10 protein-coding genes and 1 pseudogene are annotated in these 15,836 nt (G+C 59.7%); 9 read left to right on the top strand and 2 right to left on the bottom strand.

Annotation, left to right across the window (positions count from 1 at the left end; translation table 11 throughout):
• The first annotated feature begins 48 nt into the window (after positions 1-48).
• A pseudogene (locus tag ACZIRK_RS27455) lies at positions 49-5,933 on the top strand (AAA family ATPase).
• On the opposite strand, the gene ACZIRK_RS27460 reads toward ACZIRK_RS27455, so the two are convergent.
• Positions 5,928-6,320: a response regulator transcription factor gene (locus ACZIRK_RS27460; RefSeq protein WP_130228103.1), complete on the bottom strand. Its 393-nt coding sequence runs from the start codon at positions 6,318-6,320 to the stop codon at positions 5,928-5,930. The pseudogene ACZIRK_RS27455 and the gene ACZIRK_RS27460 overlap by 6 nt on opposite strands.
• A 234-nt stretch (positions 6,321-6,554) precedes the next feature.
• On the opposite strand from ACZIRK_RS27460, the gene ACZIRK_RS27465 reads away from it, so the two are divergent.
• The 8 genes from ACZIRK_RS27465 to ACZIRK_RS27500 all read left to right on the top strand — a co-directional run bounded on the left by ACZIRK_RS27465 (position 6,555) and on the right by ACZIRK_RS27500 (position 14,648).
• Positions 6,555-7,190, top strand: a complete 636-nt coding sequence (locus ACZIRK_RS27465) for a response regulator transcription factor (RefSeq protein ID WP_130228104.1) — start codon at positions 6,555-6,557, stop codon at positions 7,188-7,190.
• A gap of 281 nt (positions 7,191-7,471) precedes the next feature.
• Positions 7,472-7,834 (top strand): winged helix-turn-helix domain-containing protein, encoded by a 363-nt coding sequence (locus ACZIRK_RS27470; protein ID WP_130228105.1) that lies wholly within the window; start codon positions 7,472-7,474, stop codon positions 7,832-7,834.
• Between the two features lie 13 nt (positions 7,835-7,847).
• A complete protein-coding gene (locus ACZIRK_RS27475) occupies positions 7,848-8,738 on the top strand; it encodes a LysR family transcriptional regulator (protein ID WP_474418537.1) in 891 nt (296 codons plus the stop codon).
• Between the two features lie 392 nt (positions 8,739-9,130).
• Positions 9,131-9,532 (top strand): SPW repeat domain-containing protein, encoded by a 402-nt coding sequence (locus tag ACZIRK_RS27480; protein WP_130226038.1) that lies wholly within the window; start codon positions 9,131-9,133, stop codon positions 9,530-9,532.
• Between the two features lie 357 nt (positions 9,533-9,889).
• Positions 9,890-10,726, top strand: a complete 837-nt coding sequence (locus ACZIRK_RS27485) for a hypothetical protein (protein WP_245474722.1) — start codon at positions 9,890-9,892, stop codon at positions 10,724-10,726.
• A 348-nt stretch (positions 10,727-11,074) separates the two neighbouring features.
• The gene (locus ACZIRK_RS27490) at positions 11,075-12,712 is read left to right on the top strand and encodes a GMC family oxidoreductase (RefSeq protein ID WP_130226040.1); all 1,638 of its coding nucleotides are present in this window, start codon (positions 11,075-11,077) and stop codon (positions 12,710-12,712) included.
• Positions 12,713-12,725: 13 nt separating this feature from the next.
• On the top strand, positions 12,726-13,241 hold the full coding sequence (locus tag ACZIRK_RS27495; protein WP_456646103.1) for a Dps family protein: 516 nt from the start codon (positions 12,726-12,728) through the stop codon (positions 13,239-13,241).
• Positions 13,242-13,409: 168 nt separating this feature from the next.
• On the top strand, positions 13,410-14,648 hold the full coding sequence (locus tag ACZIRK_RS27500) for a DUF3095 domain-containing protein (protein WP_474418538.1): 1,239 nt from the start codon (positions 13,410-13,412) through the stop codon (positions 14,646-14,648).
• A 59-nt stretch (positions 14,649-14,707) separates the two neighbouring features.
• On the opposite strand, the gene ACZIRK_RS27505 is transcribed toward ACZIRK_RS27500, so the two are convergent.
• Positions 14,708-15,724, bottom strand: coding sequence for an AraC family transcriptional regulator (locus tag ACZIRK_RS27505; RefSeq protein ID WP_028167150.1), 1,017 nt, complete (start codon positions 15,722-15,724; stop codon positions 14,708-14,710).
• Between the last annotated feature and the right edge of the window lie 112 nt (positions 15,725-15,836).

Below are 15,836 nucleotides of genomic sequence, written 5' to 3' on the forward strand. Positions count from 1 at the left end.
GCTTGATCAGCCGACTTCAAGCCGAAGCCCGACGCCGGAGTCTGACAGATGGTGCAGCAGTCGCTGAACGTCGCGTACTCGGACGGCAGCTCTCAGGCGTTGTGGGAGGACGGCGAGCGCGTGTTCAGCCGCGGTTGGCGACTGGACGACAATGGCAACCGGGTTTCCGTGCTGCTTGTTGCCCCTGCCGCCGACCACCCGTCGCGGGCGAGACTCGATCGCCTGACCCACGAATACGAGCTGAAAGATGAGCTCGACGGGGCATGGGCGGTCCAGCCATTGGCCCTCACGCGCGACCCGGTCGGACCATACTGGTGCTCGATGATCCTGGCGGAGAGCCGCTCGATCGTTTGCTCGGTGGGCCCATGGAGGTCGGGCGCTTCTTGCGCCTTGCCGTCGCTGTTACCTCGGCTCTGGGCAAGCTTCATCAGCGCGGGCTCATCCATAAAGACATCAAGCCAGCGAACATTGTGGTGGACTGCGCGGATGGACACGTGCGGCTCACCGGGTTTGGTATTGCCTCGCGCCTGTCCCGCGAGCGGCAGGCGCCCGAGCCGGCCGAGACCATCGCCGGTACGCTTGCCTACATGGCACCCGAACAAACCGGGCGGATGAACCGCTCGGTCGACGCCCGCAGCGATCTCTACTCCCTCGGCGTCACGCTGTACCAAATGCTCACGGGCGTTCTGCCCTTCACGGCGGCCGATCCGATGGAATGGGTGCACTGCCATGTTGCAAGACCGCCGGCGCCGCCCGGTGAGCGGTTAAAAAACCTCCCAGGCTCCGTCTCTGCGATCATTATGAAGCTGCTCGCTAAGCCTGCTGAGGAGCGTTACCAAACGACTGCAGGTGTCGAGAGCGATCTTCGGCGTTGCCTTGTTGAATGGGAAACCCGAGGCGCTATCGACGAATTCCCACCCGGGGAACACGACACTCCGGACCGGCTGCTGATCCCCGAAAAATTGTATGGTCGGACAGCCGAGATCGATACCCTGCTTGCCTCTTTCGACCGTATCGTCGCCGGCGGCAGGCCGGAGTTGGTGCTGGTTTCCGGATACGCCGGCATCGGCAAGTCCGCGGTCGTCAACGAGCTTCATAAGCCCCTTGTTCGGCCCCGCGGTCTTTTTGCATCGGGCAAGTTTGACCAGTACAAGCGCGACATCCCCTACGCCACCCTTGCACAGGCCTTTCAGAGCCTGATCCGCCCGGTTTTGAGCAAGACCGAAGCGGAGCTGCGGCAATGGCGGGAGGCGCTGCTCGAGGCGCTCGAACCGAACGGTCGGCTCATTATCGATCTCGTCCCGGAATTGAAGCACATCATCGGCGAACAGCCACCGGTCCCCGAGCTGCCGGCACGGGATGCGCAGGGCCGTTTTCAGCTGGTGTTCCGGCGATTTATCGGCGTATTCGCGCGGCCTGAACATCCGCTCGCCCTGTTCCTCGACGATCTCCAATGGCTCGATGCAGCAACGCTCGATTTGCTCGAGGATCTGTTGACCCGGCCGGATGTGCAAAACCTGTTGGTGATTGGCGCTTATCGCGACAACGAAGTCGATCCCGTCCACCCGCTGATGCGCAAGCTCGAAGTGATGCGCCAAGCTGGAGCGATATTGCAAGACATCGTATTGGCACCCCTGACCTGTGAAGACCTGGGACAACTAATCGCGGATTCTGTTCACAGCGAACCAGAGAGAATCACTCGGCTGGCACAGCTGATCCACGAGAAGACAACCGGCAATCCGCTTTTCGCTATTCAGTTCATTTCTGCGCTCGCCGACGAAGCATTGCTCACTTTCGATTATGGCGAGGCGCGATGGTGCTGGGACCTGAATCGCATTCACGCCAAAGGTTACACCGACAATGTGGTGGACCTTATGGTGGGGAAGCTGAACCGCCTGTCCGCCGAAACCCGGCACGCATTGCAGAAGCTCGCCTGCCTGGGCAACGTCGCAGGGTTCACCATGTTGTGCATCGTTTACCAGAACTCCGAGGAGGAGATGCATGGCCAGCTTTGGGAAGCGGTGCGAGCAGGGCTGATCTTTCGTTCGGAGGATTCCTACAAGTTTCTCCACGACCATGTCCAGGAAGCCGCCTACTCCTTGATCCCGGAGGAATTGCGTGCCGAAGCCCATCTCCGAATAGGGATGCTGCTCGCAGCGCAGACCCCTCCAGAGAAGCTGGAAGAGGCGATCTTCGAAATCGTCAATCAGCTCAACCGCAGCTCGCATCTCATCACGTCAATTGAGGAGCTTGAGCGGGTCGCAGAGTTGAATTTAATCGCAGGTAGACGCGCTAAGACCTCGACAGCCTATGCCTCGGCGCTGAACTATCTGCTCTCCGGCGCGGCACTGCTGCCAGCGGACTCTTGGGAACGCAAGCACGACCTGATCTTTGAGCTGGAGCTGCACCGGTCCGAATGTGAGTTCCTCACTGGTGCACTGGCGGAAGCCGAGCGGCGCCTGGCGGTGCTGTCGGCCCGCGCCGCAACGACGATCGAACGAGCCCGCGTCACGTGCCTGCAGGTGGATCTTTACACGACCCTGGATCAGGGCAGCCGCGCGATCGCAGTCGGTCTCGACTATCTCCGCCACCTGGGCATTGACTGGTCGCCGCACCCAACCGAAGACGAGGCTCGGCGCGAGTATGAGCGGATCTGGTCCCAACTCGGCTCCCGCACGATAGAAAGCCTCATTGATCTGCCTTTGATGGACAATGCCGTATCGCTTGCGACCCTCGATGTTCTGACGAAGCTCGGGCCGGCTGCCCACTACACGGATGCGAAATTACGTTCGATGGTCATCTGTCGAGCAGTCAATCTCAGCCTCGAAAGCGGCAATTGTGACGGCTCGTGCTACGCCTATGCAGTGCTCGCCAGGCTCGCTGGACCGGAATTCGGCGACTACCAGGCGGGACTTCGATTCGGCCGCCTCGGCTATGAACTGGTCGAACAGCGCGGGCTAAAGCGCTTCCAGGCCAGGACCTATTTGAACTTTGGATATTTACTCATGTTCTGGACGAGACACGCCCGGGAAGGTCGTGATCTGCTGCGACGTGCGTTCGAGACGGCAAACCAGATCGGTGACCTCACTTTTGCGGCGTACTACCACACCCACCTGAACACGTATCTTCTCGCGGCGGGCGATCCGCTCGATGACGTGCAAGTTGAGGTCGAGCATGGTCTCGCGTTTGCACGGGACATACAGTTCGGTTTTGCGAGCGACTCCATCGCCGGCCAGCTTGGGCTGATTCGGACACTCCGCGGCTTGACGCCGATTTTCGGTCGCTTTGACGATGGGCAGTTTGACGAAGGCCTACTGGAGGCTCGTTTCTGCAGGAATCCGGATCTGAAGTTGGCCGAGGGCTCGTATTGGACCCGCAAGCTGCAGGCACGCTTCTTTGCCGGCGACTATGCAGGTGCCCTCGAAGCCTCATTGCGCGCGCATCAGCTGCAGCCGACATCGGCGTCTTTTTTCGAATGTGCGGAATATCACTTTTACAGTGCGCTCTCCAGAGCAGCATCCTGCGAGTCTGCAGCGGCCGGCCCATGGCAGGAGCATGTCACGGCGCTGGCCGCGCACCACCGACAGCTCGAGGTCTGGGCGACGGCTTGCCCGGACAACTTCGAGAACCGCGCCGCACTCGTCGGGGCGGAGATCGCCCGGATCGAAGGCCGCGCGCTCGATGCCGAACATCTTTACGAGCACGCTATCCACTCCGCACACGCGCACGGCTTTGTCCACAACGAGGCGCTCGCCAACGAACTTGCCGCCCGCTTTTATGCCGCACGCGGGTTCAAGAAGATCGCGCATGCTTATCTGCAGGACGCGCGGTACGCATACATCCGTTGGGGAGCCGACGGCAAGGTGCGCCAACTCGACGAACTATATCCGCACCTTAGGGACGAAAAGCCAAGTGCCGGTCCCACAAGCACGATCGGGACACCCGTCGAACGACTGGATTTAGCTACTGTTATCAAAGTCTCGCAAGCCGTGTCGGGCGAGATTGTTCCAGAAAAACTGATCGACACGCTGATGCGCACAGCGATTGAGCACGCGGGGGCTGGGCGAGGTCTGTTGATCCTTGCGGTAGGTGATGGCTATCGGATTGAGGCGGAAGTCACGACCAGCAATAATACGGTGACTGTCGGTCAGCGACGAGCAAGTGTAACGGCCGCAGATCTGCCGGAGTCCATCCTACGCTACGTGATCCGGACGAAAGAGAGCATTCTTCTCCACGATGCCGCAGTCGCGAACCCGTTTTCCGCCGATAAGTACATTCATCGGCATCACGCCCGTTCAATTCTCTGCCTGCCGTTGCTCAAACAGGGCAGATTGGCCGGTGTACTCTATCTCGAAAATAGCCTGGCGGCCCACGTTTTCACACCCGACCGCGTCACAGTGTTGAAGGTGCTTGCGTCGCAGGCCGCAATGTCGCTTGAAAATTCGCGGCTTTATGACGAGCTCGCGGATCGGGAAGGGAAGATCAGGCGTTTGGTCGACGCCAACATCATTGGGATCCTCATTGCCGACCGGGAAGGGCGGATCCTCGAAGCTAATGACGCGTTTCTACGCATCGTGGGATATGACCGTGAAGACTTGGTTTCGGGCCGCGTGCGCTGGACCGAGCTGTCCCCGCCCGAATGGCGTGAGCGCGACATACTGACTCGGGCCGAACTGAACTCAACCGGGAGAGTTGAGCCCTTCGAGAAGGAGTATGTTCGGAAAGACGGTAGTCGCGTTCCTGTGCTTATTGGCGCCGCGTTGTTCAAAGAAGGAGGCGACGAGGGCCTTGCCTTCGTGCTTGATTTGACAGAGCGCAGGCGCGTCGAGGAAGCGCTTAGCCAGGCACAGAGACTCAGCCGCACTGGCAATTGGGTCTATAACGCAACGACGATGCGTTACCTCTATTGGTCGGACGAGAGTTACAGGATCTGGGGGTTTGAGCCGCTGCAGGGCCTTCCAAGCCGACAAAGTATGTGGGAACGCATTCACCCAGAGGATCGCGACAGAGTGTGGGTAGCGATTCAGGAGGCTGTGCGCCAGAAAAGAGATTTCATGGCCGAGTTCAGACTCCTGCTACCTGATGGAACAATCAAATGGGTCGAAGGAACTAGCCATCATGTGTTTTCCCCCCAAGGTGCGCTGGCTGAGGTCATCACCACAACCGTCGATGTGACGGAACGAAGGCGCGCACAGGACGAACGTGAAAAGCTGCGACAGCTCGAGCTGGATTTCGCCCACATGAACCGCGTGAGCATGATGGGAGAATTGGCCGCCTCGCTGTCTCACGAAATTCTGCATCCGATTGCGACCGCTCGTAACAACGCCCGTGCCGGGATGCGTTTTTTGGAAATGAACCCGCCAAATCTGGATGAGACCAGGGAAGCGCTCGCTTGCGTTGTCAGGGACACGGACCGAGCCAAGGATATCGTCGGACGGATGCGCGATCACATCAAGAAGGCGCCTCTTCGAAAAGAGCGTTTTGATCTCAATTCAGCTACCAACGAAGTGATCGTACTGGCGCAAAGCGTGATCCACAGGAATGGCGTCTCGGTCCAGACTCTGCTTGCGGACGGTGTGGTTCCGGTTCTGGGAGATCGCATTCAGCTCCAACAAGTCTTGCTGAACCTGATTCTGAACGCGGCTGAAGCGATGGGCTCGGTTGAGGAAGGGGCAAGAGAGCTGTTGATCAGCACCGAGCAAGACCAGGCGGGCGCCCTCGTAGCCGTACGCGATTCCGGGCCTGGCATTGATCCGCAGCATCTCGATCGAGTCTTCGACGCCTTTTACACCACGAAGTCCAGTGGAACAGGGATGGGGTTGTCGATATGCCGCTCCATCATCCATGCTCATGGGGGCAAGTTGTGGGCGGAAGCGAACGAACCTCGCGGCGCCGTATTTCAGTTCACCCTGCCGGCGGACAACGACTCATGAATTGTCCTCAATCGGCGTACCCGGCTGCAGAGCCGAACGCAGGCACCGCTCGAGATAGTCGTCGTCCACTGGCTTGCTGAGGTAGCAAACAATCCCATCCTTTAGAGCCCGGTCCCTGACGACCTCATCGGGGTAGGCGGTAACGAGGATCGTCGGGATTGCGTACCCTGCATCGACCAAATGCCTGTGCAGTTCGACTCCGGTCATTCCGGGCATGTGAACGTCGGCGATCAAGCAGGTGGTTTCCGGCAAAAAGCGTGAGGCCAGGAAATCGGCTGCTGACGGAAACGCCTCGACAGTGTAGCCCATTAACACTATGAGCTTTCGCATTGACTCACGATAGAGCTGATCATCGTCGACGATGGCTATCAGTGTTCGGTTCAACATTGCCGGTTCCAGGCGCCTTCCTCGCTCCACTACACTGGCGGCATACCTTGCGCCTGCATGCAATCTCTAGTGTCCGGGACATTCCCCAATAATGCAATGACCGCGCCCGTAAGCGATGGCTTAGGCTTCCGGCTATCCGCTTAGGCAAAAGATATCTGTTCATCTCGGCTAATTGTGCGTAGAGTGACGTCGGAATAGAGGAAAATGCGCGCTTCCCCACGGAGGATACCGAGAATGGGTGAGGCAAATCCCTGTGTCTTGGTTATCGATGACGATCCCGAGTTTCGCGACTCGGTCGTGCGGCTGTTGCGGACAGTCGGCTTGCCTGCCCGACAATTTTCCTCTGTTCCCGATTTTCTCAACGCCGATCCGCCGGGCGGTCCCACTTGCCTGGTGCTCGATGTGAGAATGCCGGGGCGAAGCGGTCTGGAGCTCCAGCGCGACCTAGTCGCCGCAAACAGGCAAGTGCCGATCATCTTCATCACAGCGCACGCCGACGTGCCGATGACCGTGCAGGCGATGAAGGGCGGTGCAATAGAGTTCCTTACAAAGCCATTCCGCGATCAGGATCTGCTTGACGCCATCGAGGCCGGCCTCGCTCGCGATCGTGCCCGTCGAGAGAGTGATAGCGCATTGGCTGCGCTCAAGGAGCGATTCGACATGCTCAGCTCCCGTGAGCGTGAAGTTATGCTCGGCGTCGTGGCCGGTCGCCTAAACAAACAGATTGCCAACGATATCGGCATCGCCGAATCCACGGTGAAGGTGCATCGCGTGAACCTGATGCGGAAGATGAAGGCACGTTCGCTTCCCGAACTCAGCCGGATGGCGGACCGCCTCAACATAAGACTACAGCAGCCCCAGAATTTCTGAGCCTAAAGGCATACCTGGGTCTTTCCCCCGAGGGCGCCATCTACTCGCAGTTTGCGTCCACTGCATTCTGTCGCAGCGCTGAGTTCCTCCCTTAGGCGCCCCCATCCGGCTGACGGATTCGAGGCGCGAAGTGCCTGCCCTCACTTCTAAGCGATCGCTTAGCACAGACAGCGACAATCGAACCTTACAGTACCCCCGCGCAATCGACCGCAACGCTCCAAGCCATCAAAATGCGCCCAACGAGACTGTCCACCCGCCGTTCCCAGGCATGCGAGATTATAATGCGCGCAGCTATTGGTCGCTTGACGCATCCCGAACCGGGATTTGACGCAAATTGCGCCTCTCAAACTCCGGATACGGACCGCGGATTCTTTGTTCCACCAACTAAAGTGTCATTCGGACCGTTTCGCCTGCTTCCAATGCAGCTCCTTTTTCTGAAAGGCGAGAAGCCCCTCCCATTCGGATTTCGAGCCTGGGAGATACTACTTGCTTTGCTTGAACGTCGCGGTGAATTGCTCAGCGAGCAGGACCTGATGGCTCGATTGTGGCCCAAAGCCTTTGTTGAGCCCGTACATATGTCCGCGCTGCGTGACGACTGCGCCGGCCATCGGTTGATCGTCAACCCCGGGATCGCATCAACTTGATGGAGAACAACCCATGGAGCTTCATCAGGTTCGCTACTTCCTCGCCGTCGCATCCGCGCTCAACTTCACCCGCGCGGCCGAGCAGTGCAATGTCACGCAGCCCGCCCTGACCAAAGGGGTGCAGAAGCTCGAGCAGGAACTCGGCGGCCAGTTGATCTACCGCGAACGCCAGCTGACCCAACTCACCGATCTTGGCAAGGAAGTCCTTCCGATGCTGGAGCGCACACTCGCCTCGGCAGACGCGGTGCGTCGCCGAGCCCAGGAGTTCCAACGCAAGGACGTCGCGCCACTGAAGATTGGCCTCGCCCCTTCCATCTCGGCGTCGCTCGTGCTCGATCCGATTGCGGAGATCGCAAAGTTCGTCCCTGGACTTCACGTCGAGCTGCGCGAGGGCGTGGCGGAGAAGCTCGTTGACCTCTTGCTTGAAGGGGAGATCAACGCCGCAATGGTCGGGGACGTGCGGGACGTGCCCGCCCGCATCGACGACTGGTCGCTGTTCGAGGAGCGCTACGTCGCGGTTCTCGCGCCGACACATCGGCTCGCAAATCGTCCCTCAATCGGCATCGACGACCTCCGTGAGACCGTCTTGCTGGAACGCGCCGGCTGCGACGTCGCCCCGAAAATCCAGCAATCGTATTTCCCCGAGAAGCCGCCCCAACTCGGCCACTGCAGCGGTCACGACTTGCACCTGCAGCACATGGCCGCTGCTGGCTTCGGCGTGATACTCGCGCCCGAGCACATGCCGCGCCTTCCGACGCTTAAGACCATTCCGCTCGAAGGCGATCCAGTTTCGCGGGAGGTGCGGCTCCTGGCTGTCCAGGGGCGTCGCTACTCGCCGGCGCTGGACGCTTTCGTCAAGGTCACGCGGCTTCGCGACTGGTCGGTCGTCGCTCGGACGGCGTGAAATCGTGGAATGCGTCCAGCGTCCGGGCAGAGCATGCGGCGCACGCGTTCACTGCGGCCGGTTCCGCCCAAATGCGCTACGCATGAAGCGAACAATGCTGTCTTACCAAGCCTTCCCTGACCTCGACAGCCGGACACTGAAGCACCACCCTCGGACACTCGCAGTCGACGCGCCAAACTAACCCGCTTCCATGGCGTCGGGCGAGTGGAATGGAAACGATAACGACCGGGCATTTCTAATGGTTGGCGTGCCGGCGTACCCTTAGTGCTCGTCTAACCGGGTTGGCCTGTGACGGAGTGCCTGCCATCACAGGACGCGAAATCGCCCTCTTGGGTGCGTGCACTTTCCACGTCGCAAGGACCCGCTCGAGTAACCAAGCAGAGGAGTCTCCGATGTCGTTTCGCTTCATCACCAAGTCTATCCACGCCTACCTGATCGACTATCCTGTCGCGATCGTCTTGATCGCAGCTCCGTTCGTGCTGAAGCTCGGCCAAAGCGGACCACTTGCAGTGGAGCTTTCGGTTGTCGTCGGTGTGGCGGCGTTGCTCTTGGCCGCCCTGACCGACCATCCCACCGGGCTTGTCCGCATCATTCCCTACTGGCTGCACCTTTGGGTCGATCGCGCCGTCGGGGTGGTCTTTGTCATCGCACCGTTTGCCTTCAAATTCGCTGGGCTCGACGCCTGGTACTACTGGGTCCTCGCTGCGGCAGTCCTGCTCACGACGTCAGTCCTGAACGCGCCTGAGGAGCCGGTTGCGATGCGTCCGGAATTGAGCAGGCGCGCAGCTGGCTGAAAGCTGCGAAGGCGTCGTCGTGACGTCGCCAACGTTCGTCTGCAGCGGTCGGTCACTAACCGGCGCGCTTGGGCTGGGGCCGGGATCATTCTTGATAGCGCCGATGGTGGAGGGCTAATACGGCGCGAGCACTCGCCGGATCGGGCGGCTGATATTTAAGGGTTTAAGATGAACGCGTTTGCGCGGCCGCGGGACCGAAGCGCCGTGATTGGGCCACGCTTCGACTATTCGGCGCTGGCTCCGGCGGCGGCGGCCATCTGCTACCCTTTTCTACTCCGCGCCTTCCATACCGTTGTTGGCACGCAGGACGCACTGCCTTCGCCTCTCGCAATTGTCGCCGCGACCTTCATCCTGGCCGTGGCGTTCGTCGTGCCGTTTCTCGCGCTCGCGCTCGCTTGCCGGTCCGACGCCGATCCAGGGGCGCGACGGCTCGCCTATGCCGGCGTAACGACCCCAACGCTCTTCGTTTTTCTTGGCGTCGTTCAGGTCCTGATTCATAGCCCCATCCCCGACGAACTCGTGTGGTGCGTGCTTTGGCTCGCAATCGCAATCTGGTCACGGACCGCCGGCAATCCAATCGCTGCGACGCGGCCGACCGTGGGGCGCTGGCGCATTGTCCACGGAATGACAGCAGCGGTCTTGTTTCTATACGTGGCGTTCCATCTAGCCAATCATTTGTTTGGGTTGATCGGCCCCGATGCACATGCGGCCGTCATGAAGGTCGGCCGCCTTATCTACCGCTCTGATGTGGGTGAACCGCTATTGGTCGCGGCCATGGTTTTCCAGATCGGCACCGGCCTGTTTCTGGCATGGCGTTGGAGTGCCGGCCCGCAGGGCTTTCATCGGACATTTCAGGTCGGCTCGGGGGCCTACCTCTCGCTTTACATCCTCGGGCATATGAACTCCGTTTTCATCTACGCTCGTAGCTTTCTCGGTATACCGACGGACTGGAATTTCGCGATCGGAGCCCCGACCGGGCTCACTCATGACGCATGGAATATCCGGCTGTTGCCTCATTACGCGCTCGGCGTCTTCTTTGTCCTAAGCCATCTTACGTCGGGATTGCGAATGGTGCTGATAGCGCATGGCGTCAATCGACGCACCGCAAATCGTATTTGGGGCGGCGGCGTCGCAATAAGCGCGGCTATCTCGGCCGCGATCATTGCGGGTATGTGCGGGGTTCGGATCGGATAGGCGACGTCGGCAGTGTCGGTCCCGATTCATCCGACGTGGCAGGAGCCGGTGTGACACGCGCACCGTTTATTCGCTTCGTTGAGCGCGAGAGCACGTCTCGCGAAACGCTGCGACGCTGCTCTGCTAAGTCACCGATGCCGGCGAGGCGAAGATCGCCAGGGTGACCTCGGGCAACGACAATAACGATCGTCTATCGACTCTATGGCGAGAGGTCATTTCCCTCGCCGGCGTCGCAACGTCACTCTCCAAAAGAGTGGTCCGATCAATCTCAGGGTCAGGAGCCGCGATGGCGCTGCGTCAGCGACGGGGCGTTGATTGAAGGATAACTATGAAAGAAAAACGACACTGATGTCCCGGGAAGCCTATGATATCGTCATTGTTGGTGCGGGCGCGGCCGGTTGCGTTGTCGCGAGTTATCTCGCCGAACACACCGATGCGTCGATCGCGCTGATCGAAGCGGGCGACATGGACCGCGATCCGTTTATCCACATTCCGGCCGGCTTCGCCAAACTGCTGGCCCACGACCGGCATGTCTGGAAATACGAGACGGTTCCCCAGCACGGTAGAAAGCGCGCATATCGCTCAGGCAAGGTACTCGGCGGCGGATCCTCGATCAATGCGATGTGCTACGTCCGTGGTCAGATACGCGACTTCTCTGCGTGGCAGGACGCGGTCGGCGACACCGGCAAATGGTCGTATCAAGATCTGCTTCCCGTCTTCATGGCGCAGGAAGACAACGACACCTTCCACGACGAGTATCACGGCATAAATGGTGGTCTGGCGGTCCAGTTGCCCAAGGGCATCAACAAGCTGAACCAATATTGCCTCAAGGCATTCCAGGAATATGGGGTTCCCTATAATCCCGACTATAACGGTAAGAGCCAGATCGGAGTCTCGCCGGTGCAGTCGACGGTCGGAGATCAGCGCCGATGCAGCGCGGTCGACGCTTATCTGCGTCCGCACCTCACCTCGGGCCGCGTAACACTTCTCACCGGCAAGACCGTTCTTCGCATCCTGATCGAGAACAATCGGGCTGTCGGCGTTGAGTTCATGGACACGAGCCTGAAGAGGATCACGGCCGGCGAAGTTGTGCTGTCGGCCGGCGCCGTCCATAGCCCGACGATCCTCATGCACTCTGGCATCGGGCCAGCCGAGCAGCTGCGACAGCATGGTATCGCGGTGGTCGTCGATTCTCCGGAGGTGGGCGAAAATCTCCAGGACCACCCGATGGTACCGGTCCGTGTCTATGTAAAGGGCGATCTCGGCTATCAGGCTGCCGCGCAGGGCCTCGGCAGCGTGAAGGCGGGCTTGCGTTATCTCGTCACCAAGGATGGCCCGGCGTCGGGCAATGGCATCGAGACGGTGACACACTGGAATCCGTCCGATTTCACCGCCGAGCCTACGATCCAATGTTATCACGCTCCTATCGTCTTGTCCGAGCAACTCGGCCCGGCGGGCGACCGCTCGGGCATCACCTTCGAACTCGTGGTGCTTCAGCCCAAGAGCCGCGGCTGGGTGCGGTTGGCCGACAGCGACCCAACATCGATGCCCCTCATCAACCCGAACTTCATCGGCGAAGAGGAAGACTTAAGGGCTGCGGTGGAGGCAGTGCACGCGATCCGCAAGGTCATGGCCCAGGAGTCGTTGGCGCCGGTGATCGAGGAAGAGATGGATCCCGGCCCACACATCCAGTCGGATGCGGAGATCGGCGAATGGGTGAAGCGTGTCGTGACGACGATGTGGCACCCGGTCGGCACCTGCCGGATGGGCCAGGACGCGCGAGCGGTGGTCGACGCAAGGCTCAGGGTTCACGGGGTCGACGGCCTCCGGGTAGTCGATGCCTCGATCATGCCCAACATCACCAGCGGCAACACCAATGCCCCGACCCAGGCGCTTGCGCGCCATGCCGTGGCGATGCTGGTCGCGGACCTGAAGCGGAGCTCAGGAGCCCCGGCGCGGGCCAACGTGGCCCAGGTAGAGCCCTGAAGGAGGGATCAAAATGGATATAGAAGACGCGAGGAAGCGCCGCGAGGCGCCACTCGGCACGCCGAGCCATCTCGGCTCGAATGCCACCAGGGATATTTCGGCGGCGCTCACTGTGCTTCTGGCAGACGTGTTCGCGCTCTACGTCAAGACCAGGAACTTCCATTGGCACATATCAGGCCTGCATTTCCGGGATTATCACCTACTCCTTGATGTGCAGGCCGCGCAGATTTTTGCGATGACGGACGACATCGCGGAAAGAATTCGCAAGATTGGCGGCACAACGATTCGTTCGATCGGCCACATCGCCAGAGTGAAGCATATCGAGGACAATGATGCTGGCTTCGTCACGCCCGAAGACATGCTGGCCGAGCTGAAGGAAGATAATCTGGCGCTAAGCCAGCGCATGCGGCAGACCCACAACGTCTGCGACGAGCATGGCGATGTCTCCACGGCCAGCCTGATCGAAAACTGGATCGACGAGGCGGAAAGTCGCTCATGGTTCCTGTTCGAGGCGACCAGGAGAGCTTAGCCCCGAGCGCATGGCCACCCGTGAAGCTCGGGTGACTGCCTACGCTCCCGCAAAATCCCGTCGTGGGCTTTGACGTTAGGCTCGTTCGCGTGGTTTGGCCATTTTGGCGATCGCTGACTCTCAATGCGGCCCCACTCTGAACCCCGACGACGATCGAAGGGAGTGCAAATGATGGTGGATAGGTCAGAGCCAGCCTTGGAAGCGGGTCTTTTCCAGATCAAGGTTGACCGAGAGGCCGAAGACGAGCGCTTCTATCAGGCGCTTGTGCCCTTCGGCTCTTTCGATGACGTCGTGCGGCGAGATCGGTATCGCCCTCTACCTGATGACTGGATCGTCGCTGTTACGGACGTCAGCCATTCGACCGAAGCTATTGAACAAGGACGGTACCGTGAGGTGAATACGGCCGGTGCGGCGGTTCTTGCTGCCGTCAGCAATGCACTACCCGACCTACAGTTTCCGTCCACGTTCGGAGGAGATGGCGCGAGCTTCGCCGCGCCCGGCGCCTATTCGTCCATCATCAGGGATACGTTGGCAAAAACCGCCGCCTGGGCTGAAGACGCATTGGGTCTCACGTTGCGCATTGCGGTCATTCCTGTCGCGGACATTCGCGCTCAGCACTTGGACGTCCTGGTAGCTCGCTTCGCGCCATCCTCGAACGTCACCTACGCGATGTTCGACGGTGGCGGACTTGCCTGGGCAGAGCGTAAACTCAAGCAAGGCGGCTACACCTTTCCGCGCGCGCCCATGGGAGTAACAGCTGACCTCACAGGTCTTTCGTGCCGATTTGCGCCGATCAGCGCCAAGAACGGCGTCATCTTTTCTCTTATCGTCGTTCCGCGCGATGATCCTACTTCGTTTGTAGAGTTCATACAGGAGCTCCTGCGGACGCTCCGTTCGAATGACTCCGGCCTACATCCATTGCCTGCCGAAGGCCCGATTCCCGCATGGTCCGGCGACGATCTTGATCATGCCATCCAGAAAGGCAGTCGAAAGAGTCCCTTTGCGGCTGGGGCTGCGAAGCGCTTGCACGCCATTCTTGCGTGGGTGGGCACCCCACTAGGAGTTCCTGTTGGTAACTTTGATGAAACCGGGTTCCGACGAGAGCTTGTGGAGAACACAGATTACCGAAAATTCGATGACGGCCTGCGTATGACAGTGGACTGCTCATCTGAACTCGCTGACGTCGTAGACGCGCGCTTGGAAGAGGCTCAGCGACGAGGTGCATGCTTTTTTGGAACGCATCGCCAGTTGGCCGCAAATCTTACGTGCTTTGTGCCATCACCCATGCGAGCTAATCACGTGCACTTCGTTGACGGCGCGTCCGGGGGGTACGCCTTCGCCGCAGCCAACTTGAAGCGAAATGTTGCGAGCGGAGAAGCACCTGATTCTGAGCGCCGCTCTGCGTGAGGCAAAGCAGAGGGCGACGTCGCGGGCGGCAGCCCCTTCTTGCTTTGGGATCGCCGTTCTCAGTTATCCTTCTGGGCTTTACCCTCCTTGGCTATCCGCCGATAGTCGCTCGGATCCCGATTGTACGCCTTTCGAAAAGCTCGCACAAAACTTGAACGGCTCTCGTACCCCGCATTAAGAGCAACGACGTCGATCGACATCGTAGTCGTCGTCAAATCGATCGCAGCCTGGCGCATTCTCAAGTCTCGCAAGATGGCCATCGGGGATTGTCCAAAGATGTCCGAGAAACGCGCCATGAACGCCGAACGACTCAATCCTGCACTGTGTGCCAAGCTTTGAACTGAATGGGCGGCTCCCGGCCGCGCCACCATATCCGCAAAAGCACGGGTGACCTGTCTGTCGGCAAGTATCGAGAATCGTTCAGTCCACCGCTGGGATGACTTGAGGGACCGTCGCACCAACGAGACAACGATCTGCTTGAGCAGAGACGCTGTCATGGCCCCAACGCCGACCTCTTGCTGTAGCAACTCGTCCATAGCCTCGCGAAGCTTCAGATCGATCCTGTCCGCCGGCTCGAATTGCTCGATGACCGGTTCGCGGAGTTCTCCGAACAGCCTCACAGACCGACCAAAGGATGCGTTAAAAAAGCCGCATATCTGGACTATTTCGGGCTTCTCGTTCGGCACTGCGACGCGGAGGATGCCGTCTTGACGAGTCCAGCAGTCTCTCGAAATGAGCTTCGGTGGGCCACTTCCACCGTCAACCTCGATCATGAACGGAGTGTTTGGCGGCACGATGATGAGCAAATGAGGCCTCAAGGGTATCATCGGTCCGCGGTTGATCGATATGCGGCCCACGCCACTTAAGTTGTAGTGGATCCCGGGTACGTCAATCGTCCCAAATTCAACTCGATGGCCGCGCGGCACCAAAATCTCAGTCAGCGCGATGACATCAATGTCGAGCGCCTGCATCAAGTTGTTGAGGTCTGTTTTAGACAATTTGACAGTGGCGGCCGCGGGCGGCGAAACGTTCTGCCCGACGAGAGCCTGCTTTGGAACCGCTTTCGAAGTGTGCATGACTGGTGGCCCTTTACTGCCGGCTACCGCTACCGATAGTGCTCCGAAACCTGTTCTCCAAGGATTAGCGGGGCGTTGCCATGTTCGTACCACTGAACCTCGTTTCGTGCCA

It is taken from the genome of Bradyrhizobium sp. Leo114 (assembly GCF_055229415.2).